At 44.0% G+C, this 26511-nt stretch carries 31 protein-coding genes and 1 other annotated feature; of the genes, 8 read left to right on the top strand and 23 right to left on the bottom strand.

All coding sequences use genetic code 11. The features are described from left to right. The 3 genes from murD to typA form a co-directional block, all read right to left on the bottom strand. Nucleotides 1–1353 (bottom strand): UDP-N-acetylmuramoyl-L-alanine--D-glutamate ligase, encoded by a 1353-nt coding sequence (gene murD / locus RSK81_RS03230; RefSeq protein ID WP_032913535.1) that lies wholly within the window; start codon nucleotides 1351–1353, stop codon nucleotides 1–3. 219 nt (nucleotides 1354–1572) lie between these two features. Then, nucleotides 1573–1842: a DUF3165 family protein gene (locus tag RSK81_RS03225; protein WP_002898040.1), complete on the bottom strand. Its 270-nt coding sequence runs from the start codon at nucleotides 1840–1842 to the stop codon at nucleotides 1573–1575. A 23-nt stretch (nucleotides 1843–1865) separates the two neighbouring features. Further along, a complete protein-coding gene (gene typA, locus RSK81_RS03220) occupies nucleotides 1866–3713 on the bottom strand; it encodes a translational GTPase TypA (RefSeq protein WP_002932699.1) in 1848 nt (615 codons plus the stop codon). Nucleotides 3714–3893: 180 nt separating this feature from the next. Between typA and RSK81_RS03215 the strand changes: the two genes are divergently transcribed. Beyond that, nucleotides 3894–4619 carry a pseudouridine synthase gene (locus RSK81_RS03215; RefSeq protein WP_125330355.1) on the top strand — a complete coding sequence of 242 codons (726 nt, stop codon included), beginning with the start codon at nucleotides 3894–3896 and terminating at the stop codon, nucleotides 4617–4619. A gap of 32 nt (nucleotides 4620–4651) precedes the next feature. Here the strand turns inward: RSK81_RS03215 and RSK81_RS03210 are convergent, their stop codons facing one another. From RSK81_RS03210 to RSK81_RS03195, 4 genes are all read right to left on the bottom strand, one after another. Beyond that, nucleotides 4652–4891, bottom strand: a complete 240-nt coding sequence (locus tag RSK81_RS03210; RefSeq protein WP_101771131.1) for a DUF4190 domain-containing protein — start codon at nucleotides 4889–4891, stop codon at nucleotides 4652–4654. An 89-nt stretch (nucleotides 4892–4980) separates the two neighbouring features. After that, entirely contained in the window at nucleotides 4981–5361 is a 381-nt protein-coding gene (locus RSK81_RS03205) for a rhodanese-like domain-containing protein (protein ID WP_002904037.1), read from the bottom strand. Nucleotide 5362: 1 nt separating this feature from the next. Next, nucleotides 5363–5581, bottom strand: coding sequence for a YqgQ family protein (locus RSK81_RS03200; RefSeq protein ID WP_002898045.1), 219 nt, complete (start codon nucleotides 5579–5581; stop codon nucleotides 5363–5365). A gap of 92 nt (nucleotides 5582–5673) precedes the next feature. Next, on the bottom strand, nucleotides 5674–6189 hold the full coding sequence (locus tag RSK81_RS03195) for a Dps family protein (protein WP_002898046.1): 516 nt from the start codon (nucleotides 6187–6189) through the stop codon (nucleotides 5674–5676). 166 nt (nucleotides 6190–6355) lie between these two features. On the opposite strand from RSK81_RS03195, the gene RSK81_RS03190 reads away from it, so the two are divergent. Further along, the gene (locus RSK81_RS03190) at nucleotides 6356–7018 is read left to right on the top strand and encodes a prepilin peptidase (protein ID WP_002925573.1); all 663 of its coding nucleotides are present in this window, start codon (nucleotides 6356–6358) and stop codon (nucleotides 7016–7018) included. On the opposite strand, the gene trpA is transcribed toward RSK81_RS03190, so the two are convergent. The 15 genes from trpA to RSK81_RS03115 all read right to left on the bottom strand — a co-directional run bounded on the left by trpA (nucleotide 6987) and on the right by RSK81_RS03115 (nucleotide 20188). After that, complete coding sequence (gene trpA, locus RSK81_RS03185) at nucleotides 6987–7766, bottom strand: tryptophan synthase subunit alpha (RefSeq protein ID WP_315687406.1); 780 nt, start codon at nucleotides 7764–7766, stop codon at nucleotides 6987–6989. The genes RSK81_RS03190 and trpA overlap by 32 nt on opposite strands. After that, nucleotides 7759–8982: a tryptophan synthase subunit beta gene (gene trpB / locus RSK81_RS03180; RefSeq protein WP_002925576.1), complete on the bottom strand. Its 1224-nt coding sequence runs from the start codon at nucleotides 8980–8982 to the stop codon at nucleotides 7759–7761. The genes trpA and trpB (RSK81_RS03180) overlap by 8 nt, the downstream gene beginning before the upstream one ends. Then, nucleotides 8972–9559 (bottom strand): phosphoribosylanthranilate isomerase, encoded by a 588-nt coding sequence (locus RSK81_RS03175; protein ID WP_101771128.1) that lies wholly within the window; start codon nucleotides 9557–9559, stop codon nucleotides 8972–8974. The genes trpB (RSK81_RS03180) and RSK81_RS03175 overlap by 11 nt, the downstream gene beginning before the upstream one ends. Continuing rightward, complete coding sequence (gene trpC / locus RSK81_RS03170; RefSeq protein ID WP_315687404.1) at nucleotides 9546–10313, bottom strand: indole-3-glycerol phosphate synthase TrpC; 768 nt, start codon at nucleotides 10311–10313, stop codon at nucleotides 9546–9548. Before trpC ends, RSK81_RS03175 begins: the two co-directional genes overlap by 14 nt. Continuing rightward, nucleotides 10310–11314, bottom strand: coding sequence for an anthranilate phosphoribosyltransferase (gene trpD / locus RSK81_RS03165; RefSeq protein ID WP_002925579.1), 1005 nt, complete (start codon nucleotides 11312–11314; stop codon nucleotides 10310–10312). The genes trpC and trpD overlap by 4 nt, the downstream gene beginning before the upstream one ends. Before the next feature lie 10 nt (nucleotides 11315–11324). Further along, entirely contained in the window at nucleotides 11325–11888 is a 564-nt protein-coding gene (locus tag RSK81_RS03160; RefSeq protein WP_002925580.1) for an aminodeoxychorismate/anthranilate synthase component II, read from the bottom strand. Next, complete coding sequence (gene trpE / locus RSK81_RS03155) at nucleotides 11885–13243, bottom strand: anthranilate synthase component I (protein ID WP_002925581.1); 1359 nt, start codon at nucleotides 13241–13243, stop codon at nucleotides 11885–11887. Before trpE ends, RSK81_RS03160 begins: the two co-directional genes overlap by 4 nt. 403 nt (nucleotides 13244–13646) lie before the next feature. Further along, nucleotides 13647–14828: a tryptophan synthase subunit beta gene (gene trpB, locus RSK81_RS03150; RefSeq protein WP_315687402.1), complete on the bottom strand. Its 1182-nt coding sequence runs from the start codon at nucleotides 14826–14828 to the stop codon at nucleotides 13647–13649. Nucleotides 14829–14889: 61 nt separating this feature from the next. Beyond that, nucleotides 14890–15125 (bottom strand) — a binding site (T-box leader). Between the two features lie 69 nt (nucleotides 15126–15194). Further along, complete coding sequence (locus RSK81_RS03145; RefSeq protein WP_315687401.1) at nucleotides 15195–15734, bottom strand: VanZ family protein; 540 nt, start codon at nucleotides 15732–15734, stop codon at nucleotides 15195–15197. Further along, nucleotides 15721–16809: a 23S rRNA (adenine(2503)-C(2))-methyltransferase RlmN gene (gene rlmN / locus RSK81_RS03140; protein ID WP_002915717.1), complete on the bottom strand. Its 1089-nt coding sequence runs from the start codon at nucleotides 16807–16809 to the stop codon at nucleotides 15721–15723. The genes RSK81_RS03145 and rlmN overlap by 14 nt, the downstream gene beginning before the upstream one ends. Further along, a complete protein-coding gene (locus tag RSK81_RS03135) occupies nucleotides 16806–17387 on the bottom strand; it encodes a YutD family protein (RefSeq protein WP_223337486.1) in 582 nt (193 codons plus the stop codon). The genes rlmN and RSK81_RS03135 overlap by 4 nt, the downstream gene beginning before the upstream one ends. 180 nt (nucleotides 17388–17567) lie before the next feature. Further along, entirely contained in the window at nucleotides 17568–18611 is a 1044-nt protein-coding gene (locus RSK81_RS03130) for a SepM family pheromone-processing serine protease (protein WP_002921992.1), read from the bottom strand. Further along, the gene (coaD, locus tag RSK81_RS03125) at nucleotides 18598–19092 is read right to left on the bottom strand and encodes a pantetheine-phosphate adenylyltransferase (RefSeq protein ID WP_268697774.1); all 495 of its coding nucleotides are present in this window, start codon (nucleotides 19090–19092) and stop codon (nucleotides 18598–18600) included. The genes RSK81_RS03130 and coaD overlap by 14 nt, the downstream gene beginning before the upstream one ends. After that, nucleotides 19082–19630, bottom strand: coding sequence for a 16S rRNA (guanine(966)-N(2))-methyltransferase RsmD (rsmD, locus tag RSK81_RS03120; protein ID WP_268697775.1), 549 nt, complete (start codon nucleotides 19628–19630; stop codon nucleotides 19082–19084). The genes coaD and rsmD overlap by 11 nt, the downstream gene beginning before the upstream one ends. A 69-nt stretch (nucleotides 19631–19699) precedes the next feature. Then, the gene (locus tag RSK81_RS03115; RefSeq protein ID WP_315687399.1) at nucleotides 19700–20188 is read right to left on the bottom strand and encodes a YcxB family protein; all 489 of its coding nucleotides are present in this window, start codon (nucleotides 20186–20188) and stop codon (nucleotides 19700–19702) included. A gap of 142 nt (nucleotides 20189–20330) precedes the next feature. Here RSK81_RS03115 and RSK81_RS03110 point away from each other — a divergent pair, with 142 nt between their 5' ends. Genes RSK81_RS03110 through RSK81_RS03095 form a run of 4 tightly spaced genes read left to right on the top strand, consistent with a single transcriptional unit; the run spans nucleotide 20331 to nucleotide 23069 of the window. Then, nucleotides 20331–21008, top strand: coding sequence for an XRE family transcriptional regulator (locus RSK81_RS03110; protein ID WP_315687397.1), 678 nt, complete (start codon nucleotides 20331–20333; stop codon nucleotides 21006–21008). A 3-nt stretch (nucleotides 21009–21011) separates the two neighbouring features. Continuing rightward, complete coding sequence (locus tag RSK81_RS03105) at nucleotides 21012–22427, top strand: Y-family DNA polymerase (protein ID WP_315687395.1); 1416 nt, start codon at nucleotides 21012–21014, stop codon at nucleotides 22425–22427. Continuing rightward, nucleotides 22424–22798 (top strand): hypothetical protein, encoded by a 375-nt coding sequence (locus RSK81_RS03100; protein WP_315687394.1) that lies wholly within the window; start codon nucleotides 22424–22426, stop codon nucleotides 22796–22798. The genes RSK81_RS03105 and RSK81_RS03100 overlap by 4 nt, the downstream gene beginning before the upstream one ends. After that, entirely contained in the window at nucleotides 22776–23069 is a 294-nt protein-coding gene (locus RSK81_RS03095; protein ID WP_315687393.1) for a DUF5960 family protein, read from the top strand. The genes RSK81_RS03100 and RSK81_RS03095 overlap by 23 nt, the downstream gene beginning before the upstream one ends. Before the next feature lie 294 nt (nucleotides 23070–23363). Here RSK81_RS03095 and RSK81_RS03090 read toward each other — a convergent pair whose 3' ends face one another. Beyond that, nucleotides 23364–23894, bottom strand: coding sequence for a YceD family protein (locus RSK81_RS03090; RefSeq protein ID WP_223310844.1), 531 nt, complete (start codon nucleotides 23892–23894; stop codon nucleotides 23364–23366). A 99-nt stretch (nucleotides 23895–23993) separates the two neighbouring features. On the opposite strand from RSK81_RS03090, the gene RSK81_RS03085 reads away from it, so the two are divergent. Both RSK81_RS03085 and RSK81_RS03080 read left to right on the top strand, forming a co-directional pair. Continuing rightward, nucleotides 23994–24863: an XRE family transcriptional regulator gene (locus RSK81_RS03085; protein WP_315687392.1), complete on the top strand. Its 870-nt coding sequence runs from the start codon at nucleotides 23994–23996 to the stop codon at nucleotides 24861–24863. A 351-nt stretch (nucleotides 24864–25214) separates the two neighbouring features. Further along, entirely contained in the window at nucleotides 25215–26456 is a 1242-nt protein-coding gene (locus tag RSK81_RS03080; protein WP_023915857.1) for a hypothetical protein, read from the top strand. The last annotated feature ends 55 nt before the right edge of the window (nucleotides 26457–26511 follow it).

The raw sequence follows: 26511 nt of genomic DNA, 5'->3' as shown, positions 1-26511 counted from the left end.
TTAACCTTTTAATTCTTCAAATGCAGCGAGAAATTCATCGCCACGGACTTCAAAATTACTATACATATCCCAGCTAGCATTGGCAGGACTGAGCAAGACAATGTCTCCTGGCTCCGATTGAGAATAGGCCTTATGAGCTGCATCCCGGACATCAGTCGCATCCAGATAAGAAACACCTGCCAGATCAGCCGCCCTCTTTACACGCGCAGCTGATTGTCCTAAGATCACCATTTTCTTGAGCCCTTTGAGGTCAGGCACCAACTCGTCAAATTCATTGCCACGGTCCAAGCCGCCTGCAATCAGAATCACCTTGCTATTGTCAAAACCAGATAGGGCTTTCTGGGTTGCCAAGATATTGGTAGACTTACTATCATTGTAAAAGGCAACCTCATTTACACGTCCCACATACTGGAGACGGTGCTTAACACCACCAAAAGCAGACAAGACTTCTTTGATCGTCTGATTGTCAATGCCACGCAGTTTGGCCACAGCAATTGTAGCCAGAGCGTTTTCGACATTATGACTGCCAGGAACACCGATTTCAGCCGCCTGCATAATCGCTTCTCCACGGAAGGTCAAGACATCACCTTCTAAATAGGCACCATCCACCTTTTCAGTTGTTGAAAAAGGGACAACAGTAGCCTGAGTCTGGCTAGCCATTTCCTTGGCCCAATCTTGATTGAAATTCAAAACCAAATAATCATCAGCTGTCATGTTTTTCTGGATATTCCACTTGGCAGCTGCATAGCCCTCAACAGAGCCGTGATAATCCAAATGAGTCGGCATGAGGTTAGTAATAACAGCGATTTGCGGATGAAAATCCTCAATCCCCATCAACTGGAAGGAAGACAATTCCATGACCAGCGTATCCTTGCTGCTGGCTGTTTGGGCTACCTGACTAGCAGGATAACCGATATTACCAGACAAAAGACCATTCTGGCCGCCAGCCGTCAAGGCTTGCGCAATCATGGTTGTAGTCGTCGTTTTTCCGTTTGATCCCGTAATACCAATAATCGGTGCTTCTGAAATGAGATAAGCCAACTCGACTTCAGTAATGACTGGAATCTTCTTCTCCAGAGCTCGGACGACCATGGCATTGTCATAAGGAATACCTGGATTTTTCACCATTAGTTCAAAATCTTCGTCCAGCAACTCCAAGGGATGACCTCCTGTCACCACTTTAATACCTTCTTCTAGCAAAGATTGGGCAGCAGGATTTTCCTCAAAAGGTTTGCCGTCGTTAACTGTCACGATAGCTCCTAATTTATCTAAAAGGCGAGCTGCTGACTCACCCGACTTGGCCAATCCCAGGACCAAGACTTTCTTATTGGCAAAATTTGCTATTTTTTTCATAAGCAACCTCTTCCATTCATACTTCATTCTATTTTACCTTTTTTTGTGAAAATAAAAAAGACATAGGAGTCTTTTATTTTCGACTGTAAGCAAGTTTTGAAAAAAATGATATGTTTTCATCTATTTGAAATATTTTGTAACATAAACCTATTGTTTTTGTAAAGAAAAAGAGCAAAAACTCAAAAAGTCTGTCCGACTTTCTAAGTTTTTGCTCATTTATTATTCTTCATCAAAATTCTTTTTTGATTTCTTTGGCGGCTTTAGACGGTTAATGTCCCGCAAAGCCAAGACGGTCACTACGGATAGGCCGAAACCTACAAAATATTCAGCTGGCAACTGGAAAATTTTAAAAATGCCTAAGCCAAATAAGATAATTAAGGCTACAATCAGTAGCACCATAGTCACTGCATTAACAGTCCCTTTAATACTGGATGGAACAGCAAAAATGTAGAAAAAGAGGATTAAAATCCCAATGATAAGATAAACCATCTTGCTGCTCCTTTCCCTTTTGCTTATTCAGCTGCAGCTGATTTTTTCTTTTTATTGGCTTTTTCGCGTTCTTGTTTGTTCAAAATTTGCTTACGCAGACGAATAGATTCTGGCGTTACTTCCATGTACTCATCGTCGTTCAAGAATTCCAAAGATTCCTCCAAGGTCAAGATACGAGGTGTCTTGATAACTGCTGTCTGGTCCTTGGTTGCAGAACGAACGTTAGTCATCTGTTTAGCTTTGGTGATATTAACAGTCAAGTCATTTTCACGAGAGTTTTCACCGATGATCATTCCTTCGTAAACCTCAGTACCTGGGTTGACAAAAATAGTTCCGCGCTCTTCGATAGACATGATAGAGTAGGTCGTTGCCTTACCAGCATCGATGGAAACAAGCGCACCACGGTGACGTCCACCAATTTCACCTGGAATCAATGGCAAGTATTGGTCGAAGGTATGGTTCATGATACCGTAACCACGAGTCATGGATAAGAACTCAGTTGAGTAACCAATCAAACCACGCGCTGGAACGAGGAAGACCAAACGAGTTTGACCATTACCAGTTGAAATCATATCCAACATTTCGCCCTTACGTTCAGAAAGACTTTGGATAACAGACCCTTGATATTCTTCGGGTGTATCGATTTGGACGCGCTCAAATGGCTCGCACTTAACGCCGTCGATTTCTTTCACGATAACTTCTGGACGAGATACTTGCAACTCATATCCTTCACGACGCATGGTTTCGATCAGGATTGACAAGTGCAATTCGCCACGACCTGAAACGGTCCACTTATCTGGTGAATCTGTTGGATCAACACGAAGGGATACGTCTGTTTGCAGTTCAGCTTGCAAGCGTTCTTCAACCTTACGAGAAGTTACCCATTTCCCTTCGCGACCAGCAAATGGTGAGTTGTTTACCAAGAAGGTCATTTGAAGTGTTGGTTCATCGATGTGAAGGATTGGAAGAGGTTCAATGGCATCTGTTGGAGTAATCGTTTCACCAACAAAGATATCTTCCATACCTGAAACAGCAATCAAGTCACCTGCTTTGGCTTCATTGATTTCACGACGTTCCAAACCAAAGAAACCAAAGAGTTTTGTGACACGGAAGTTCTTGGTGGTGCCATCTAGTTTAGAAAGAGTAACTTGGTCCCCAACCTTAACAGTACCACGGAAGACACGCCCGATACCGATACGACCTACGAAGTCATTGTAGTCCAAGAGTGAGACTTGGAACTGCAAAGGCTCATCTGAGTTGTCCACTGGAGCAGGGATATGGTCGATAATGGTATCAAAGATTGGTGCCATTGTTTTTTCTTGATCAGCTGGATCGTCTGACAATGAAGAAGTTCCATTGATAGCTGAAGCATAAACAACTGGGAAATCAAGCTGATCATCATCTGCACCAAGCTCGATAAAGAGTTCCAAAACTTCGTCCACTACTTCTGCTGGGCGAGCTGATGGTTTGTCGATTTTGTTGACAACAACAATTGGGACAAGGTCTTGTTCCAGAGCTTTTTTCAATACGAAACGAGTTTGTGGCATGGTTCCTTCGTAGGCATCTACCACCAAAACAACACCGTCAACCATTTTCATGATACGCTCAACTTCTCCACCGAAGTCCGCGTGTCCTGGTGTGTCCATGATATTGATACGAGTTCCATTGTAAGCAACGGCTGTATTTTTAGCAAGGATCGTAATACCGCGCTCTTTTTCGATATCGTTTGAGTCCATAGCACGCTCTGCCAACTCTGTACGAGCATCAAGAGTTTCAGACTGCTTCAATAATTCGTCAACGAGGGTTGTTTTCCCGTGGTCAACGTGGGCGATAATCGCAATGTTACGGATATCTTCTCTTAATTTTGTCATGATTTCCTCTGAATTTTTAAATTTTATTTCTAACTGAACAATTATACCACAGACGCAGGCAAAAAACACGGCTTTGATAAGTGTAAATGTTTTCATTAAAAAATATGGGAGCTGCATGAGTATTTGCATTTCCCATCCTGAAAATTTATGATATGATTTAGAAAAAAACAAGGAAAACAGATGCGCCTCGACCAACTGCTGGCTGCCAATCATATCAGCCGAAAAAAGATGAAACAAAGCCTTTTGCAAAAACAGATTTTAGTGGATGGTAAGCCCGCCTGCAAACTCAGCCAAAACGTTGATACCGGCCTGCAGCAGATTACTTTTCAAGGAAAACAGGTCAGCGGTCCTGCCCACCATTACTACATGCTGAATAAACCCGCAGGTGCAGTCACTGCCAATCGTGACGCTGAAAAATTGACTGTCCTGGATTTGCTGGATAAGGAGATAGAAAAAGAAAATCTTTACTCTATCGGACGGCTGGATAGAGATACAGAAGGACTTCTTTTGATTACCGATAATGGTCCTTTGGGATTTCAGCTGCTGCACCCTCAATATCATGTCGAAAAAACTTACTATGTAGAAGTCAATGGACCTTTAACCTCTCAGGATAAAATTGCCTTTCAAGAAGGCATTCGCTTTTTAGACGGCACCATCTGTCAGCCCGCCCAGCTCTCTATCCTCTCCAGCAGCTCCAGTCTGAGCCGTGCTACCGTCAAGATTTCCGAGGGGAAATTCCACCAGATTAAAAAGATGTTTCTGGCAATTGGTGTCAAGGTCACCTATCTCAAGCGAATTCAATTCGGAGATTTTACATTAGACCCAGATCTAGCAAAAGGCGATTACCATGCTTTGAACCAAGAAGAATTAGGGATTATTAAAAAACATTTAGAGAAAAGTCGGTAAAACAAAAAAGCTTTAAAAATAAAGCTTTTTTGTTAGTAGCCTGCTCCGTTCATAAGTACCATGACATTTAGAATCCAAACAATTACGGAAATTACAATCCCTACGATACCCAGAATTTTTTCTGTTTTATAGTCTAATTTAGACTCTTTTTGCTGTGAATTAGCCAACACCAAACCTATAATACCCAAAATAAGACCTACCAATGGAATGAAAAAACCAAAGATGATAGATAGGATACCTAAAACAAGAGAGGATTTTTTCTTTTCTTGCATGTTCTAAAAACTCCTTAAAATTAATATCAATTTATTATAACATAAGAAACTGGCTTTGTATATATAATGCGACAAATTTTTGATTTATGTTAACTAGCTTTCACCTTGCCATTCCAAGAATCCAACCCATAAGAAAGAATATAAATTTCTTTAAATCCTTGTTTTTTCAGATACAGAGCCGCATTGGTCACGCGCTGACCACGACTATTTTCATAGAGGAGAACAGCCTTGTCCTTACGAAGTGCACCGACACTATCCTTGAGCTGCTGAGATGGAATATTGCGAGCGCCTAAGATATGCTTCCGGTGAAAATCTGATGGATCCCGCAGATCAACCAACTGACCTTGGCGAATCAAGCCTTCAAATTCTCCGTTATCCACGATTTTTGCTGCCTGACGAAGGCGCAAATAATTAAAGCCCATCCAGCCAATTATTCCTAAAAGTACCGCCCACAAAATCCAAATTGTCATCTCAAGTCTCCTTTTTCTTTTCTAAATATTCTAACTCTAAGCGATGTTCTCGTCGCAAGACTGCCTCCGCCTCAAAATAAGCTAGCTTATCCATTAGACCGGCATCGTAAATCCTCTTCAGCTCAATTTTCATCATCTCAATATCGTAAAGGCGCTTGCCCATATAGATAATGATTCCGAAACTTTTAAGAAATTGCTGAACATCATACAGGGTTTTCATGAGCTATATTTTATCAGATTTTCCAGCGCTTTTCAAGATGAAAAAACAGAAAGGAAAGCCTGTTTCCTTTCTGTTTCGCATGGATAATTTTTTTATAAACCTGGTGCTTGACCAATTTCAGCTGTCAGCATCCAGATAGTCTTTTCAAGGTCAGCCTTGGCACCGACAAAGATATCATTGGTTACATCGTCCCCTTCTTCATCTGTTACATCCAAAGCTTCTTGGTAAAGACCTGTCAGATAGCGGAAAATCTCAATCACACGCGCCAGACTTTCTTCTACATTCTTGCTGAATTCACCAGCTTTTTCTTCAATCTTGCTGTGTTGGATAAACTCGGTCAACGTAGAATAAGGCTTGCCTCCCAGTGTAATCAAGCGCTCGCTGACTTCATCTAAAGTTGTATCCAAAGTTTCCATGTATTCATCCATTTTTGGATGCCAAACCATGAAGCCTGCGCCACGCATATACCAGTGAACTTGGTGAAGAGCGATATGAGCTGTATAAAGGTCTGCCACTACTTGGTTAAGAATAGCCTTAGTCTTTGGCAAAGCCTTTTGATTGCTGAAAGTTGCTACGTCAGTTGCTGCACCATTTTTTACTTGTGTCATTGTATCTACCTCGTTTTTATTTATAATGATTCTAATCTTTTTAGATTATGGTTTAATTATAATGCTTCTAAATAAGAAAGTCAAGACAAAAGATTCAAAAAAAGACTTTATTAGAAAAGTTGCAAAATTTCAGAATTTTTCTGTTTAAAATTACGAATAAATAAGTATGATTCATCTATACTTTTTTCTACTTGGCACTGTCTTTGCTTCATTCCTAGGCTTGGTCATCGACCGCTTCCCAGAGCGGTCTGTCATCTCTCCCGCTAGTCATTGCAATGCCTGCGGGAAAAGATTAGCACCGCGTGATTTGATTCCTATTTTTTCCCAAGCCATGAACCGGCTTCGTTGCCGCTTCTGCGGAGACAAGATTCCCTTACGCTATTTATTTTTTGAATGTCTCTTGGGCGGTCTTTTTCTGGCAACTTCTCTGAGCATTCTTTCCATTAGTCAATTATTGGTAGTCACCATGGGCTTAACCTTAGCTATCTACGATCAAAGAGAGCAGCAATACCCTTTGATGATCTGGTTGGTTTTTCAGCTTTTGCTGCTAATGACAGCAGGCGTTAATCTTCTCATACTCTTCTTTTTAGCCTTAGGACTTCTAGCCTTCTTTTATAATCTTCGTATTGGAGCTGGTGACTTTCTCTTTCTGGCGTCTTGCTCAGCCATTTTCAGCCTGACGGAGACTCTCATCCTTATCCAAATCGCTAGTTTCTCTGGCCTCGCCTGTTTCTGCTTTAAAAAGAAAAAAGACAGGCTAGCATTTGTACCTTGTCTTTTGTTTGGTGCGGTGGTGATTATTTCTTATAAGCTGCTGCTTCTTGGATAAAGGCTGCTATACTGGCGTCCTTTTCATGAAGAGCTTTGACAATCTTGGATCCGACAATGACTCCGTCTGAGACTTGATTGAAGCGGTCAACATCCTCTAAAGTTGAAACGCCAAAGCCCGTCAGTACTGGAATCTCAGCAATATCATGGAGCTTGCTCAAATGCTGGTCCAAATCATTGCGGTAACTTCCGCTCTTACCCGTCACACCGTTGATGGCTACAGCGTAGATAAAACCTTCAGCTTCCTTGATCAGCTCCTGCTGACGTTCTAGTCCAGTCGTCAGGCTCACTAAAGGAATAAGAGCAAGATCTGAATCTTCCAGTAAAGGCAAGATGAAATTTCTATGTTCGTAGGGCAGATCCGGAATAATCAATCCTTTAACCGGTGTCGTAGCCAAATCCTTGACGAAATCTTTGAGACCGTACTGGAAAATGGGATTGAAGTAGGTCATGATAATGAGAGGAAGCTGTGTGTCCAACTTCTGCAAGCTTGCGATTAAAGACTTGGCCGAAGTATGGTGACCCAGACTTCTCAGACCGGCTTCTTCGATAACCGGCCCATCTGCAACAGGGTCTGAAAATGGCAGGCCGATTTCAATGGCTGACACACCCAAGTTTTCCAAAAATGCGATAGTTTCTGCTAATCCTGCTAAACCTTTCTCGTGATCACCAGCCATGATATAAGGAAGGAAAATTCCTTTACCTGCTTTTTTGATGGCCTCTAAATGCTGAGTGAGTGTTTTAGTCATGGGCACCTCCTTTTTGAGCCGCTTCTCTTTCCAAGCGTTCCTTTACCTGAACGACATCCTTGTCACCACGGCCGGATAGGCAGACAATCATTGATTTATCTGGCCCCAACTCCTTAGCCAGCTTAACTGCGTAAGCAATAGCGTGGCTAGACTCTAGAGCAGGGATAATCCCTTCGATACGAGACAGAAGCTGGAAGGCTTCCAAGGCTTCTTCATCTGTGACTGGGACATAAGTGGCGCGCTGGATAGCATTAAAATGAGAATGTTCAGGACCGATGCCCGGATAGTCCAGCCCGGCAGAGATAGAGAAAGCTTCCAGAATCTGGCCTTGCTCATCCTGCAAGACATCCATCAAGGCACCGTGTAAAACACCTGGCCGGCCTTTAGTTAAGGTTGCAGCGTGTTCATCTGTATCCACGCCCCGCCCAGCTGCTTCTGTTCCATACATAGCCACTGAGCTATCGTCTACAAAGGGATAAAAGAGCCCAATAGCATTGGAACCACCGCCAACGCAGGCGACTAAAGCATCGGGTAAGGCACCTGCATTTTGCTCAGCAAACTGGCGCTTGGCCTCACGCCCAATCACGCTCTGATAGTCGCGGACAATCTCTGGGAAGGGATGAGGTCCCAAGGCCGACCCCATAATATAGTGAGTATCATCGACCTGAGCCACCCAAGCTCGCAAGGCAGCATTGACTGCATCCTTGAGAACTCGAGAGCCATCAGTCACAGATTCTACCTTAGCTCCTAAAAGTTCCATCCGAAAGACATTGAGGGCTTGGCGCTTGACATCTTCTTCGCCCATGTAGATAGTACAGTCCATGTTGAAAAGGGCTGCAGCAGTGGCTGTAGCTACTCCATGCTGACCCGCACCAGTCTCTGCAATGATTTTCTTCTTGCCCATTCTCTTAGCTAGCAGGACCTGCCCTAGGGCGTTATTGATTTTATGAGCTCCAGTATGGTTGAGGTCTTCCCGCTTCAGATAAATCTTAGCACCGCCAGCATAGGCTGTCAGATTTTTTGCAAAATAGAGAGGATTCTCCCGCCCTACATACTGCTTCAGCAACTCGTCCAGCTCAGCCTGAAAGGCTGAGTCTTTTTTACTCTCACGGTAGGCTTTATCCAGCTCCAAAACCGCTGTCATCAGCGTTTCGGGAACAAAGCGCCCACCAAACTCACCGTAAAATCCTTCTTGATTGGGTTGATTATATGCCATGTTTCACTCTTTCTATAAATTCTTTTATCTTTTCTAAGTCCTTCTGGCCGTCAGTCTCGACCCCGCTTGAGACATCAACTGCGTAAGGGGCGAAGTGCTGAATCGCTTCTCGGACATTTCCTGCATTCAAACCACCGGCGATAAAGAAGGGCTGGTGGATTTGATTCTTGTCAAAAGATTGCCAATCAAAGGTCTGACCACTACCAGCAAGAGGTGCATCAAAGAGCAGGTAGTCCGCTTGTTGGCTGACATCTTTTAACGCTCCCTTGACCTGATAAGCTCGAATAACCGGCCGGCCAATCTCAGTCAGAAGATCTTTATTAAAATCGCCATGAATCTGCACCAAATCCAGATTTGCCACCGAAATAGCTTCCTGCAGCTCTGCCAAGCTCGGAGAGACGAAAACTCCTACCTTTCGGACAGCAGGCGGCACCAAGGCAGCTAGCTTCTGAGCTTGCTCCAAACTGACCCTCCGACGGCTCTCAGCAAAGACAAATCCAATGTAATCCGCACCAGCCTGGCATGCCGTTTCCACAGCGCTGGCCATTGATAAGCCGCAAATCTTAACCTTTGTCAATTTTCAGCTCCTTGATTTTTTCTGCCACATTCTCAGCCTGCATCAGGGCTGTTCCAACTAAAATCGCATGGAAATAAGGAGCTACTAACTCAGCATCTTCCTTGCTGAAAATAGCGGACTCAGATATGTAAACCCTGTCATCTTTGAAATGGGCAGACAGCTGGAGACTTGTATTGATATCTGTCTCAAAAGTAACTAGATTGCGGTTATTAACACCGATAATCCGAGCTCCTATTCTATGGGCAATTTCCAGCTCAGCCAGATTATGGGTTTCGACCAGAACTTCCAAGCCTAACCCCATCGCAAAATCATAGAGTTCTTGCAGCCGCTTTTCAGACAAGGCAGCCACAATCAGAAGAATAACTGTCGCACCAGCATTGCGGGCGCGAACAATCTGTTTTTCATCAATAATAAAGTCCTTATTGAGGGTTGGAATGGTCACTCGGCTGGAAATCTCTCTCAGGTAATCCAGATGTCCTTTGAAGAAAATCTCATCTGTCAGGACCGAAATCATTGCTGCATCGCATCGTTGATAGGTGCCAGCCTGCTCCACAATATCCACTCCGAGATTAATATCTCCTAGACTTGGGCTGGCTTTTTTGACCTCAGCAATCAGCTGCAGCTCTTGAGGATGGCTTTTGAGATACTCATAGAGGGAATAGGTCGAGCGCAGAGGTTGCAGCTCTTCATAAGACATGGCCGCCACTTCCTGCTCTTTTTGCTTTAGAATAGTTGGGAGAAATTCTTTGCTCATTTCTGATACTCCTGTAGTTGCTTGAGTTTTTCATAGGCTGCCCCACTAGCAATCACTTGGCGAGCCAAAGCTATTCCTTTTTCTATGCTGTCTGATTTCCCATTAGCATAGAAGCCCAATCCCGCATTCAGCACTGTCGTTTCTAGATAGGGACTGGCTTGATTTTGCAGGACAGATAGCAGAATTTCTGCATTTTCCTTGGCATTGCCTCCACGAATCGCTTCAAGAGCTATCTCTTTCATGCCAATATCTGATGGCAGAAAGCTGTGCAGGCTGATTTGCCCATTTTCCAACAGAGCATACTGGGTACGGCCATGAAGACCCGCCTCATCCAGACCATCCGGCCCCGACACAACTACTGCACGCTTACGGCCCATATTTTTCAAAACCTCTGCCGTACTCTCTAGCATATCCGGCCGGCTGGTCCCCAAAAGCTGAGTTTCTAGACTCATGGGATGGATAAGGGGGCCAGTTAGATTCATGATAGTGGGAATGCCTAGGCTAAGGCGGGCTGGCATAATGTATTTCATAGCTGGATGCATATTCTTTGCAAAGAGAAAAACGATACCTGTCTGCTCAAAAACCTTGCCCAAGCTAGCAGCGTCCAAGTCTAGATTAATCCCCAGAGCTTCTAACACATCAGCTGAGCCTGACTTAGAAGAAATGGAGCGATTGCCGTGCTTAGCCATCTTAATCCCGCCACCTGCCAGTACAAAAGCTGCTGTAGTCGAAACATTGAAGCTGAAAGACTTGTCCCCACCCGTACCGCAATTGTCCATGGCAGTGCGAATAGTGGTTGGAATCTGCTTAGCATGGCCTCGCATTACCTGAGCCAAAGCAGTTCGTTCCTCAATCGTCTCCCCCTTCATCTTAAGCCCCAGTAAGAAAGCTACAATTTGAGACTCTGTCACCCGTCCGGTGACAATACGCTCAATCACATCTGTCATCTCAGCGCTGCTTAAATCCTTAAAATCAGCTAGTTTTGCAATAATCTCTTTCATACACGCTCCTTTATTTTACTAAATCGATGAAATTCTTGATAGACGACAAGCCGTCCGGCGTGCCAATACTTTCTGGATGATACTGAAAACCATAAATAGGCAGGCTCTTATGCTGGATAGCCATGATCGAGTTATCATCAGCTGCCCGAGCCGTCACTTCAAAGTCCTCTGGCATCTCCTCAATCAAAATCGAATGATAGCGCATGACCGGCTGCCCATCCTCTATTCCTTGATAGATAGGAGATTTCCCCTCAAAGCGCAGAACACTTTGCTTGCCGTGCATGACCTTGGGAGCCAAACCTAGCTTTCCGCCAAATACTTCTGCAATAGCTTGGTGCCCCAAGCAAATCCCCAAAATCGGCTTTTTACCAGTAAAATCACGGATAACTTCCTCCATCCGTCCTGCATCTGCTGGCCAGCCTGGACCCGGAGACAGAACCAAGGCATTAGCTTCTTCTGCCGCTTGATAAAGGCCTGCATCATCATTTCGCAAGACCTTGACTTCTGCGAAATTGCCGATATACTGGGCTAGATTGTAAGTAAAAGAATCATAATTATCAATCAATAAAATCATTGCATCTCTCCTATCTTGGTCATTGATTTGGCCTTATTGATGGTTTCTTGGTATTCATTAGCAGGGATCGAGTCATAAACAATACCCGCTCCAGCTTGAACGTAAGCTCTGCCATTTTTCAAAATCATAGTCCGAATAGCAATGGCAAAATCCATATCCCCTGTCGCAGACAGATAGCCAATAGCCCCCGCATAAACGCCACGTTTTTCCTGCTCTAGCTCATAAATCCGTTTCATGGCTCGAATCTTAGGCGCACCCGAAACGGTGCCGGCCGGCAGGGTGGACTTGAGCGCATCCATGGCTGTCAGTTGGGGCAGAAGCTGACCACGGACCACGCTGGTCAGATGCATGACATAGCGGAAATACTCCACTTCCATGTACTTAGTGACTTCCACGCTGTTATTCTGGGCAATTTTACCGATATCATTACGCCCCAAATCAACTAACATACGGTGTTCAGCCACTTCCTTCTCGTCAGCTAGCAACTCCTTCGCCAAGGCTTTATCTTCTCTTTCATCCTGCCCGCGCGGTCTGGTCCCAGCAATAGGATTGGTCGTAACCTGCCCCTGCTTGACTGACACCAGACTTTCCGGGCTGGCTCCGATAATCTGATAATCCCCGAAGTCATAAAAATAGAGATAATTGGAAGGATTGGTCACGCGCAGATTGCGATAGTAATCCAGTGGCCTACCAGAATACTCTGCTGAAAAGCGTTGACTGAGCACGCATTGAAACATGTCTCCCTGTCGAATCAAGCTCCGTGCTTCTTCCACCATTTTTTCAAAAGCTGACTGCTCGATATGGCTCTGGAAATTCAAACTGGACAGTTCCAGCGGTGAAAATTCATCTGCTGCAGGCTGCGCCAGCTCAGCCATGATACGCTCCAGACTAGCAGTCAAATCAGCTTCGCTTCGATCGCTGTAGAGCGCCTCCTCAAGGATATAGACCTTGTCTTTTTTATGGTCAAAAACCATGTAACTCTCATAGACGAAAAAGTGCATATCCGGCGTTCCAATCACATCTGCTGGAATCTGGCCAATCTCCTCATAGAGGGAAATCATATCATAGCCGACAAAGCCGATAGCTCCACCGCCAAAAGGCAGTTCTGAATGATGGCCTTTTTTTACGACCAACTCATGCAGATAGTCCAATGGATCTGCCTCGATTACTTGCCCATTCTTTGTTAACTGGCCATTTTCATAGCGGACTTCAAAGACTGGATTATAGGCTAGGATAGAAAAGCGGGCTGTCTCGCTATCTCTCGGAATACTTTCCAAAATAACCTTGTGGTCGCCCTGAATCCGCATATAAGCCAGAATCGGCGATATAATATCAGCTGGTAAAATCTTTTGCATAATGTTTCTTTCTATTTAATCAGAAGCGTTTAAGGAGGAGCAAGCTGCAAGCCATAACTGCATTTCACAAGAACAGATAGCACCTGTCCACCGTCAAAACCTGCTCCAAAACTACAGAAAAACGCCCACACAGTTCATCCTGTGAGGGCGTATCATCGCGGTGCCACCTCAGTTATGGAGTTTTCATGCTCCACATCTCATTTACTTATTTACAGTCATTTAGATCCCTTTTAGTACAAAGCAGCATACCGGCTCATGGCAAAGTAAGATAACAAAGTGATAAAAGTTCAACTAAAGGACAAAATTTTGTCTCCAGTAGCCCATTTCATAACTTCTCCTGCCTGTTTACAGCAACCACAGGCTCTCTGAAAGGAGAGATATTACTACTCTTCTGCTGGGTATTTTATTTTCGTTTTTCTAGATAGTCAGCAATGGCTGCCACATCCTTGTCTCCACGACCAGATACATTGATAATGATGATTTGGTCAGATAACAGTTGCGGAGCTCGCTTGATAGCTTCAGCAATGGCATGAGAACTTTCAATCGCTGGCAAAATTCCTTCCTTTTGTGTCAAGAGAAGCAAGGCATCCACAGCTTCATCATCTGTCGCTGCCACGTATTCTACTCGTCCAGAATCTTTAAAGAAAGCATGTTCAGGACCAACTCCAGGATAGTCCAAGCCTGCTGAAATGGAGTAAACCGGCGCTACCTGACCATTTTCAGCAAAGACAGCGTAAGTCTTCATACCGTCCACTACTCCGACACTTCCCTTGGTCATGGTCGCCGCATGCTGGTCTGTATCAAGACCCCGTCCAGCGGCTTCAACCCCCACTAACTTAACTTCTTCATCCGCCACATACTGAGAGAAAGCACCGATAGCATTGGATCCACCACCTACACAGGCAATGACATAATCCGGCAAGCGGCCTTCCTTGTCCAAAATCTGACGGCGAGATTCTTCACTGATCACCTTTTGGAACTCATGGACAATCGTCGGATAGGGGTGAGGTCCGACAGCCGAACCCAAAACATAGAAGGCTTCCAAATCACTCATCCAAGCTCCAAAGGCTGCATCAACTGCATCCTTGAGGGTTTTGGTGCCTGTTTCCACAGCGTGAACAGTCGCGCCCATCATTTCCATGCGGAAAACGTTGAGGCGCTGGCGTTCTACATCCTCTGCACCCATGTAGACATCGCACTTCATACCAAACTTAGCTGCTGCCGCCGCAGTTGCTACACCATGCTGACCAGCTCCCGTTTCAGCAATGACTCGGGTCTTGCCCATGCGCTTAGCTAGAAGAATCTGCCCCAAAACATTATTGAGCTTATGCGAGCCCAGATGATTGAGATCTTCCCGCTTCAGATAAATCTTAGCTCCGCCCAGATGCCGGGTCAGACTTTCTGCAAAGTAGAGCGGGGTTTCCCGACCTGAATAATCTGCCAAATAATGCCGGTATTCATTTAAAAATTCTGGATCATCCTTATACTTCTCAAAAGTCGCTTCCAATTCATCCAGCAAGGCCTGGATAGGCTCTGGTACAAAGGAGCCGCCGAATTGTCCAAAATATCCTTTAGTTTCTGTCATCTTGATTGCCTCATTTCTTTATTTTCAAGCAAAACAAAAGCCCACACACAGAAAAAATCTGTGTGAGGGCGTATAATCGCGGTGCCACCTCAATTATGGAGCAAAGTATAGACTGCCTCCATATCTCTGTCTTGTCTAACAACAAGCTGCACTGTAAGGTGTGCTCACCGAATTTTTATTGCTTCAAATTCATTTTTTGCATCAGCCCACTTCATAATCTTCTACTGCCTGTTTCCACCAACCACAGGCTCCCTGAAAGTAGAAAAAATTATTACTTTTCTGATGATTTATTTTATTATAGGCCTTTCCCTTTTTCTTGTCAAGAAAAAATTTATTTTTTTCTTCTAAATCCGAACCTTTCTCTTGCTAGTCTCTTTTGAAAGCGTCGTCTTGACGATTTTTCCAGATTTTTTGACCAAGCTGAAATGCCCACCAAGCCAGATAACCACCCAAAGTATTGGTCCAGAGATCATCAATCTCAAAGACTCGATTGGCGTTGATAAGAAGGTCCAGCAGAATCTGAGTCACTTCGATAGACAGACTCATCCCAAAGCTCAGCCATACAATCTTCTTGGTCTTCCGCAATTTCGGAAAGAGCCAAAGCAACTGAAAAATTAAGGGCGACAGCAAGAAGATATTGGCTAGATTTTGGATAAAGACCTTGACCAGCTGGATCCAAGAAGTAATCTCGCCAATATTAACAAAGGAATTAAAAGGGATTAACAAAACTACTATTCGGCCAAAATACTGAATCCCCGGCGTTTCCATTCCTGGCTCTGGAACCTGAGGAATAAAGCACAGAACGCAAAGCATCAAGAAATAGAGCCAGCTTCCCCCTACCAGCAATCTCCGTCCCTTAGCAGTCAGCTCACCGTCTGAAGTCAGATAGTTCTTAAGGCTGAACATTTTCTACCAATGCTTTCTCGCGATCACGCTTCATGGTATTAGAACGCAGCTGGCCGCAGGCTGCATCAATATCCGTACCATGTTCCTGACGGACCACACAGTTGACTCCGTTTTTCTTGAGAGTATCATAGAAAGCCATCACGCGCTCTTTGGGACTGCGGCTGTATTGGTCATGCTCGCTAACGGGGTTGTAAGGAATGAGATTGACATAAGACAGTTTCTTAATGTTCTTGAGCAGCTCAGCCAGTTCCTTGGCCTGCTCTACCCCATCATTGACTTCATTGAGCATGATGTACTCAAAGGTCACACGACGGTTGGTCGTCTCAATATAGTATTCGATAGCCGCAAAAAGCTTTTCGATAGGGAAGGACCGGTTAATCCGCATGATGCTGGTCCGTAAATCATTATTCGGGGCATGGAGGGATACAGCTAGATTAACCTGCACACCTTCATTGGCAAAGTCACGAATCTTATGAGCCAGCCCTGAAGTCGAAACCGTGATATGACGGGCTCCGATAGCCAAACCTTTGTCATCATTGACCGTCCGGACAAACTTGAGCACGTTGTCATAGTTGTCAAAAGGCTCACCGATTCCCATAACCACGATGTGGCTGACCCGCTCATCCTGACCACGCTCGTCAAAATACTTCTGAACCAGCATAATCTGAGCTACAATCTCACCGTTATTGAGGTCGCGTTGCTTTTTAATCAAGCCAGAGGCACAGAAAGTACAACCGATATTGCAGCCAACTTGGGTGGTCACACAGACAGAAAGTCCATAGTGCTGGCGCATGAGCACCGTCTCAATCAGCATACCGTCCGGCAGCTCAAAGAGGTACTTGACCGTACCGTCAGCAGACTCTTGGACGATACGCTGTTTAAGCGGATTGACGGCAAACTGATCATTTAGCTTGGCAATCAAGTCCTTGGACAGATTAGTCATCTCTTCAAAAGACTGAACCCGTTTACGGTAGAGCCACTCCCAAATCTGGGCGGCCCGAAATTTCTTTTCTCCCTGAGCTTCCGCCCATTCAATCATTTCCTGACGCGTTAAGCTATAAATAGATGGTTTCATTTTTCTCCTTTATTCTGACGAATTACAAAATGGCGATTGCTGTCTTTTTGCTTTTTCTGCCTATCTTGCTGGGAATTGTTACGAGAGCGCTTATTGTCTCTTTTAGAACGGCTGTCTCGGTCTCGCTCGCTTCTGCGATTACGGTTGTTCCCAGAACGGCTGTTGCGAGAACGTTTTGACCGCCCCTCTGACTCTTTCTTGCCATGCGATTTTTTATCAAAGGAAGCGCGCTGAGGATTTGGATTTTCCAAGACAAAATAAGCACAGCCATAGCTGCAGTACTCCAGCAAATAGTCTTCTAAGCGACTAATCTTCTCATCGCTTTCATTAGCCCGCTCGTCCTTGTAAAAACCGCGCAGTCGTAGCTGCTCATTGCCCCAGTCACCGACAATATAGTCAAACTTGGTGAGAATTTCTGAAAAACGCTGATGAAAGGCCGTCAAGTCAAAGCCTTCCTTATAGTTCTCAATCAATTCAAACTCGAATTTTTCTGCAACAATCTTGCTGTCAATCTGTTTAAACTCCGGTCCTGGGAATTTATTATAATTATACAATTCAGGTGAAATATCTTTACGCATACTCTTCCTTTAAAAATCTTGGATAGTTTATCTACAACACTTTATTTTATCATAAATCAGCCAGTATTTCGCGGACTTTTCATCAAAAATATCTTTCTGAAAAAAGTCTGACGATTTAAAGTAAAGAAAGCCATATAACTTTGTCTATCTCACAAGAAAAATCTTAGCAAAGCTAAGATCTTACTTGTTCTTTTTTAGATAATCAATGGCGTCCTGCAGCGTTTTAACTGGAACAATTTTCATATCCGTTTTAATCTTCTTGGCTGTCTCCAGAGCCGTTTGGTAGTTGTTTTTCCCATTAGGAGAAAGCTTCTTCTCTTCCTCTGTCAGTTCATTGTTCGGTGCAAAGAAGATATCTGCTCCGCTTTGGGCCGCTGAAACAACTTTCTTATCAATTCCACCAATTTCGCCAACTTCTCCTTCTCGGCTGATGCTGCCGGTCCCTGCAATATCGCGGCCATCACGAAGAGTCGGATCAGCCAACTGGGTATAAATAGCCAGGCTGAACATGAGACCAGCACTAGGACCGCCGATACCCTCAGTTGAAAATGTAATCGGAATATTACTGCTGACTTCCGTCCGGTCTATCAGACTAATCCCAATCCCGTTCTTACCGTTCTCCAACTTGATAACCTTACCAGTTGCCGATTTCTCCTGACCATCTTCTTGGAAAGTCACCTTGATTTTATCCCCAAGCTTCTGCGAGTTGACATACTTAACCAGCTCCTCAGAGCTTTCAAATGTCTTATCATTGACACCAGTTACCGTATCAGCAATATTGAGAACTCCCTTGAAGGTTGAGTTATCAGCCACCTGTAGGACATAAACTCCCAGATAGTCCATTTTGATCTCTTTACCAGCTGTCGTCAACCCTTGATATTTAGCCATATTTTGTGATGTTTCCATGTAAAACTGGTTGATCCGATTGAACTCCTCATCCGTGGATCCCCCTGTCATATCCTTGGCGGAATAAATATCTGTAAAAGGGGTCAGCCAAGCATAGACCAGATGAGCAAAGGTTGCCTGCTCTACTCCGACCGTCACAAAGTTGTAGGAACCCGCTTCCTTATCGGCCTTATTATCAACCAGCAAGACCTGACGAACATCCTCGGCACCACCAGGAACTTCTATATAATAAGGCAGACGAACCCAAAAAGCTGCTATAAAAAAGGCAATAGTGACGCCAATGACCGTCGGCCATAGATACTTCTTAATTCTTTTCATGGTTGATTCTTTCTAATTCTTTGATTACACTTTGGGGCACATAGGCCGCAATATTCTGCTGAAAAGCAATCAGCTCACGAATACGTGATGAACTGATATACTGATAGACCGGCTTGCTGAGTAAGAAAATCGTTTCTATTTCTCCCGCCAATTCCTGATTGAAAAAGTTCATATTGGCTTCATAGTCTAGGTCTTGACTGTTACGGAGACCACGCACAAAGGCCTGTGCTCCCAGTCTTCTGGCCACCGTCACTGCTAACTCATTCTGAGAAGTGATTACCTCAACATTATCCAAATGCTGCAGAGCTTCTTTGACCATCCGCTCTCTGGACTCAATTGTAAAAAAACCTGACTTTTCCCGGTTATAGAAAATCCCTACATAGAGCTTATCAAAGAACCTGCTGGCCCGCTCAATCAGGTCCACATGGCCCTTGGTCATCGGGTCAAAAGACCCTGTGAATAATCCTATCTTATCTGACATACACCGTCACCTTTGAAATTCCATATATCTTCTGCTTCCAAATGCCTAGCCCTGCAATTTCTTCCGGCAATTCCACTTCCTTGTCTGTCTCACAGACTACTAGGACATCTTGACTCAAGAGCTGGCCTTCCTCCAGCTTCTCAAGGTCAGCCACAATCTGCTCCTTGGCATAAGGCGGATCTAAGAGGACTAAGTCAAAAGTCCCCGTCAACATTTCCAAGGCTCGGCCAGACTCCATCTTGAGCAAGTCAAAACGTTCCGGCTCCTTGGTCATCTGAATATTTTCTGAAATAATAGCCTGAGCTCTGCGATCCTTTTCGACTAAGACAGCTGTCTCCATACCTCGCGAAATAGCCTCAATGGCCAAACTCCCGCTCCCAGCATAAAGATCCAGCACCCGACCGCCGTCAAAATAGGGACCAATCATATTAAAAATTGCCCCCTTGACCTTATCGGTCGTAGGTCTAGTCGTCTTGCCGTCCAAAGTCTTGAGGGGCCTACCCCCGTATTTACCTGCAACAACTCTCATAAAAAACATTATAACACACATCGCACAAGAGGCCAATTTTTTGAAAACTTGACAGATAAAAAATAGAAGTCCCCCAAATTAGAGACTTCTGTTTTCTTTTAGTTTTAGTAAAAAATCAATTAATTCAGGCTGACAGTCTGCCTTATCCAAGATCAGCCCCATTGACCGGCCAACCATAATATAAAAAGTTTCTGGCTTGTCTATAATCGCCACAATATCTTGATAGTCAAATCTGGCATTGTTATTCCGATTAACGACACGAAAGTCTGTCTCATAGAAGCTAAACTCCTGCTCTATATCATGCCAGAGGGGGTTGCCTCTATAAAACTTTTTAATATGTCGATTCATGGACAGATAGTAAAGAAAAGGAAGGACAGCCACAGTAACAAGAAAAACTATGCCTGGCAAAGGTTCCCCGATGAAAAAACAGATTGCACTGCATATCAGCACCACTATCTCAGGGAGAATCAGCGAGAAGATGCCATTCTTTTTATACCAAAAATTGGTCCAAGCGAAACGGCGGTAAGCTTCTTCTGTCATGATCGTTTTTGCTGTCATAGGAAACATCTCTCTACCTCCAAGTCATATTCCTCCCTACAGTTTACCACACTCTTGCTAGAAATAACAATACTCAATAAAGAACTTGCTTTTCTCGATTTCATTTGTTATACTATATGTAACCTTTAAAACGTTACATAGGAGGTGTGATATGTTTTCGCATGAAAAATTAAAAAAACGCCGGCTGGAGCTTAATCTGGCACAGGCTTCCATTTACCAAGAGCTGGGCATCTCTCGAAAGACTTACTCTGCTTGGGAAAATGGTCTAGCAGAACCCCACGCCAAAAATCTCAGGAGGTTGGCCACCTGTCTCAAGGTCCAAGAGAGCTACTTTGTGGATGAGACCAGCGCGCTCTACACCTACCCTTTACTAACTCTACCACATAAAAAAGAAGTAGACCAACTCGCTAGTCGGCTCTTAGAGAGACAGCGTAAGATTAGCTCCCTTACAGCCTATAAGGTTCTATCCGTTGAGCTGGCTGCAGGTCTCGGTCACAGCTACTATGACAATGAAACAGACTACGAAACTGTCTACTTTGATCAAGATATCCAGCACGACTTTGCATCCTGGGTCTCTGGGGATTCTATGGAGCCTAAGTATCCCAATGGCTCTGTTGCCCTTATGAAACAAACGGGATTCGACTACGATGGGGCGGTCTATGCTCTTATGTGGAATGGCAAGACCTATATCAAAAAAGTCTACCGCGAAGCTGAAGGTCTACGTTTAGAATCTATCAATCCTGACTACGAGGATCTCTTTGCTCCCTACGAAGACCAACCTAGCATTGTTGGTATCGTAGTCGGACATTTTCTGCCGATTGAGGTATAAGCTATGGTCCTATTTGATTATTCACGCGAGCCCCGTTCAGATATTGCTTTTGTGGATATGAAAAGTTTTTATGCCTCTTGCGAATGCATTTCCCTCGGCCTGGACCCTTTAAAAACCTCGCTCTGTGTCATGAGCCGAATTGAAAATTCCGCTGGACTGATACTAGCTGCCACCCCTCTCTTTAAAAAGAATTTCGGCAGCCAAAATGTCAGCCGAAGCTATAATCTTCCTTTTGATGTCCACACCCGTAAGTTCAACTATGCTGCTGCCCGCAAGCAGGGACTACCGATTACAGCAGATTATGTGCGCTTTATTGAAGATGTTGCTCAAAAGACCTTATTGGTCCCACCTCGGATGAACTACTACATCCAGAAAAACATGGAAATCCAAAAGATTTTCCAGGATTTCGCAGCTCCCGATGATATTTTCCCCTACTCAATCGATGAGGGCTTCTTAGATTTGACAAGCTCTATCAACTACTTCATTCCCGATCAGACGCTGGACCGCAGGACCAAACTGGATCTGCTGGCTGCCCGCATTCAACAGGCTATCTGGAAGAAGACTGGGATTTATGCATCTATCGGTCTGAGCAACGCCAATCCACTTCTCGCCAAGCTAGCCTTAGACATTGAAGCCAAACACACAAAAAAGATGCGGGTCAACTGGTCCTATGAGGATGTTCCCAGTAAGGTCTGGACTATTCCAAACATGACTGATTTTTGGGGCATTGGCCACCGAACAGCCACCCGTCTTAAGAAGTTAGGTATCCATTCCATTTATGATTTGGCTAACTTTAACCCCGACATTCTCAAAAAAGAAATGGGGGTTATGGGCCTGCAGCTTTGGTTTCACGCTCACGGCATTGATGAAAGCAATGTTCACAAGCCTTATCAGGTCAAGTCACATGGTCTGGGCAATTCGCAAATTCTCCCCCGAGATTATAGACAGCAGGCAGAGATTGAGCTGGTTTTTCGAGAAATGGCTGAGCAGGTCGCCATTCGTCTCAGACGCTCTGGTAAGAAATGCCAGCGTGTCTCCATCTATGCCCGCTATTCCAAGCAGGAGCTCCTGCCTTCCATTCATACACAGAAAAAAATTGAGCCCACTAACAACAGTGACCGATTAGCTCAAATCGTCGTTCAGCTTTTTCGTTCCAAATATCAGGGCGGGGCTATCCGCCAGATTGGCGTTTTTTACAGTGATTTTGTCGATCAAGGTTATGGTCTGATTTCTCTCTTTGACGATCCCCTGCAAATTCAAAAAGAAGAGGAGCTCCAACAGACGATTGACCGCATCAGAGATCGCTTCGGATTTGCCTCTCTACTGAAGGGAACAGCCTTACTGGGCTCCTCCCGTGCCATCGCTCGAAGCAAGCTGACAGGTGGCCATTCAGCTGGAGGTTTGGAGGGCTTATCATGACTGACCGCTCCTATCTCCCCTATCAGTCGGCACGTGACTTTCAGGATCGGGGCATGGCTAAGTGGGCTGGCTTTTTCCTCTCTGAGCACAGCACTTCTTTGGCCAAAAAAGAACTAGATATGAGCCAATTGCCCCAACTTGATAGACAGGAAAAATTCCACTTGCTCAACCAAGCCTACAGCCAGCAAGTTCCCATCCGAATCACCTTTCTTAATCAGGAAAAGCTGATCGACATTACTGCTACCGTCTTTCATCTGGACTGCAAGCAAGTCCTCCTGCAGGAAGGTGACCATTACAAAGGCCTTGCTATCCATCAGATTCTTTCGATACATGCTTCAGGAGGCGTAGATGACCACTCAGAATGTACATGAGGAACTTCAATTTGACTATTTTTCCCAGAATTACTATCAATTTCAAGAGGATTTTTATCAATTTTCCAATCTTCCCCAGCCTCTGATGGTCATGGAAGATGACATCCTACTCCACATGGCCAGCCGCCAATCCACTTATTTCAAACTCTCCAAGACCAAAAGCTTGGATAAGAAAGACCATTACTTCCACTTTACTGTCAGCCGCCCAGACCAAGCAAAACGACTCTGTATCTACCACTATCAAGGCCAAACAGAAGATATAAATCAATAAGCTCCCAAACTTAGTTTGGGAGCTTATTGTAGGGAACTGGCCATCTACTAGAATCTTCTCAATTATTTATTGCTTTAAGTCAGGTAAATAACATTAAAGATTTGAACTGGGTATATTCGAACCCGAGAAACGCCATTCTTTTTAGGTTATATAACTAGTTTATGTGTATGACCTAATTTCAGATTAAAAACACCCCAATCGTTAGATTTTCTGTCTAACTTTTGGGGTGCAGGTCATAGCAATTTGTCTTTTCTTTTATTTTATTTTTTATCGATTTCAAAATTTTTACAAGATTCATTCATCAAACAGTCCTTGCAAACCAGCGAAAGGATTGTTCTTCTCTTTTTGAGCTTCTTGAGCAGCGGCGAATTCTTCTTCTGTCATAACCTGCCAGTCCTGACCCGACAGAAAGCCTTGGCCAGCTTCTTCCTCAGCTGTTAGAATTTTCAGCGGGATATTCATCAGGATATTATCAGCTACACTCTCGGCTACATTAATCTCGCCATTTTCAATCGGCAGTACCAAGTCCTGATCAATCATATCCTGCGATGCAGCCTGTCCTTCTTCCATGAAAATTTCGTTGACTAGATAAGACTCCTTGAGCTCCACCGGCTCCATACTGCGACTGGACGTCAGAGTGATGGTATAAGACAGGTCATAATCCAGAAAATAGAGGCCGTCTTCATATTGAACCTTGCCTTTGGCTACAATATCCTGAACATCTAAAATCTCAGGATTGCGTTCTTTTAACTCTTCTTCCAAGTCTAGCTTTTTCTCAAAAGCTAGACCATCTGGATTCTTCCGAATTTCTTGAATATGCAACATAAGTTCCTCTTTGCTTTTTTCTTTATATTATATCATGTTTGGGCGCTCCGATGTTATTGAAAATTATTTTGTTATAATAAAATGCAAGGAGGGAAGACAATGGAACATCTAGGACAGGTTTTTAGATTTTTTCGAGAGGCAAGGCACATCTCTTTATCCGAAGCGACTGGCGGAGAATTTTCAAAATCTATGCTCTCTCGCTTTGAAAATGGGCAGAGCGAACTTTCGACACAGAAATTTTTTAGCGCTCTCAGCGCCATTCACACGGAAACGGAAGAATTTACCGTTGCAGCCGGCATCCAGGATCATCATTCTCATAAGGAACTCTTAAGCCAAATTCAAGACCTGTTGCAAGCCAATCAGCTTGACCTCTTAGAAAAACTTTATCTGAAAAAAGAAAAAGTCACTCAAAAAAGCAAGCGCGCTAATGATTGGGTTGAACGCCTGATTGTAAAGGCCTATCTCTGTGCCCTCAAGGAGTCTGAAAAGGCCAGTCCAGGAGAACTGGATTTCCTCCATGATTACCTCTTTTCAGTTGACATTTGGGGGCGCTACGAACTCAATCTCTTCTCTGTCTGCACTCCGGTTTTATCTCTAGACTTGTTTTCCCAATACACCAAAGAAATCCTCTCAAGAAAGGATTTTGCCGCCTTGTTTGCCAACAACCGCAACACCCTGCACACTACCTTTCTTAATGGCTATCTTCTGGCCATCAGTCAGGAAAATATCACTCAGGCAGACTATTTCCAACAAGTCATTGAGCGACACTTTTATGAAGAAAATGAGACTTACTTTCGAATTGTCTATCTCTTTGCTCAAGGAGAGTTAGCTTGTTTGAAAGGGCAAAAAGAAGAGGGGCTTTCGCAAATGAAGCAAGCTGTCAACATTTTCCGAATCTTGAACTGTCAGCATAGCGCTGACTGCTATCAAGAAGCCCTTGATACTGCTTTTCAAAAATATAGCAAATAATGCAAATCTCCACTTTTAAGCTCAGCTATTTTGAGTTGGACAGTGGTTTTTTTATGCAAAATAGACTCAAATTTACTAATTTTAACAATTGAACTCAAAAATTCGTTGAATATATGCAACGTTTCCTGCAGATTGGATTCTCTATTTTATACTAAAAACAGAAAGAGCTAGCGCAAGTCACTTTCAGAACTTTACCACTTACTTATGAGACCTGACCAGTTGCCGAAAAACCCTTGTTTTTGGCTTTAAACGGTCTATAATGGTCATCAGAAAGAGAAAAAACAAAAGCTAGATTACAGATACACCCAATCAGCTTTTAGACAATCTTGCAGTTTAGAAAAGGAGTCTACGATGAAATTATTCTTTAAAAATGGGGTCTATGCCTCACTCAGCCTTTCCCGAATCTTCAACACCTTGGGAGCTTCTATTTTCAATATTGTTTTTGTGGTATTTGCTTCCAGCATGCCCAATCCCAAGTTTGCTATTGCCGTGGCTAATTTTATCGTTCTAGTTCCGACATTCTTTACTATCTTTGCTGGTATCAAAGCTGACAAGACCGTCCATAAAGCTCGTTGGCTGATTCATTTTGGTTATCTTCAAGTCCTGCTCTTTGTCCTTGTCGCCTTCATGACTCGCTCCAGCTCTTATCTAGCCTTTTCAGCCGTCTGCTTGATGAATATTCTTTCAGATATCATCAGCGACTATCGCAGCGGCCTGCAAATGCCGATTTTAAAAAAGAATGTTCCAGAGAAAGACCTTATGGAAGCCTTCTCTTTTACCCAGCTTATCAGCTTTCTCTGTAGCCTGGCCGGACAAGCTTTGGGAGTTTGGCTCCTAACCGTCAGCCAGCAAGACTTTTTCTTAGTTGCTTTGGTTAACGCCTTGACCTTTCTCCTATCCTCCACCATCCTCTACCTAGTCCGTCGCCGATTGACCCATGACCCTGTGGCAATTTCTGAGAGAAAAGCTCCTCTGAAAGAAGAGTTGAAGAAAATGTACACATCGTCCAAGCTCATCTTTGAGCAGGAAGGTTCTAACAATTTTCTCAAACTGCTGGCTCAAATCCTGATCGTCAACGCTATGGCAGGTTCTCTTATAGCTCTTTATGATCTCTACTTGCTGGACAACCCCATCTTCCAGCTGTCCTTTAGTCAGTCTCTCTTGGTTCTTCAGACAACTCTTGTCCTAGCCATGATTGCAGCCAGTCTGACTCCCAACGATTACTTTAGCCGCCTCTCTCTAAATCAACTAACCCTCTGGGCTGCTCTCACAATGATTCTGCTTGCTGTCAGCAATTTCTTGCATCTGCCTGTTTTCGTCGGCATTGCTTTTGGATTTTTACTAGCTTATATCTCCGGTAAGATCAATCCCAAAATCAACACCCTCTTACTGAGCAAACTGCCTTCTGATGTTCTCGCTCAGACTTCCAGCTTTCTGAGTCTGCTCTTTTCTTTCTCTGTCCCCTTTGGTACTATGGTCTTCAGCAGCCTAGCCCTCTGGAATATGAACGCTAGCTGGCTTATCTTCAGCATTATCGGTGTGATTGCTCTGCTCCTATCTATTGAAAAAAAGAAAGATATTAAAGAAAGATGATAGATCAATCTTGTTTCTATATTTGTTCTCCTAAAAGACAGCAAAAACGATAACT

The organism is Streptococcus sp. DTU_2020_1000888_1_SI_GRL_NUU_041A, assembly GCF_032387735.1.
GTDB classification, from domain to species: domain Bacteria; phylum Bacillota; class Bacilli; order Lactobacillales; family Streptococcaceae; genus Streptococcus; species Streptococcus sanguinis.
This window is presented reverse-complemented; position numbering and strand designations above follow the sequence as displayed.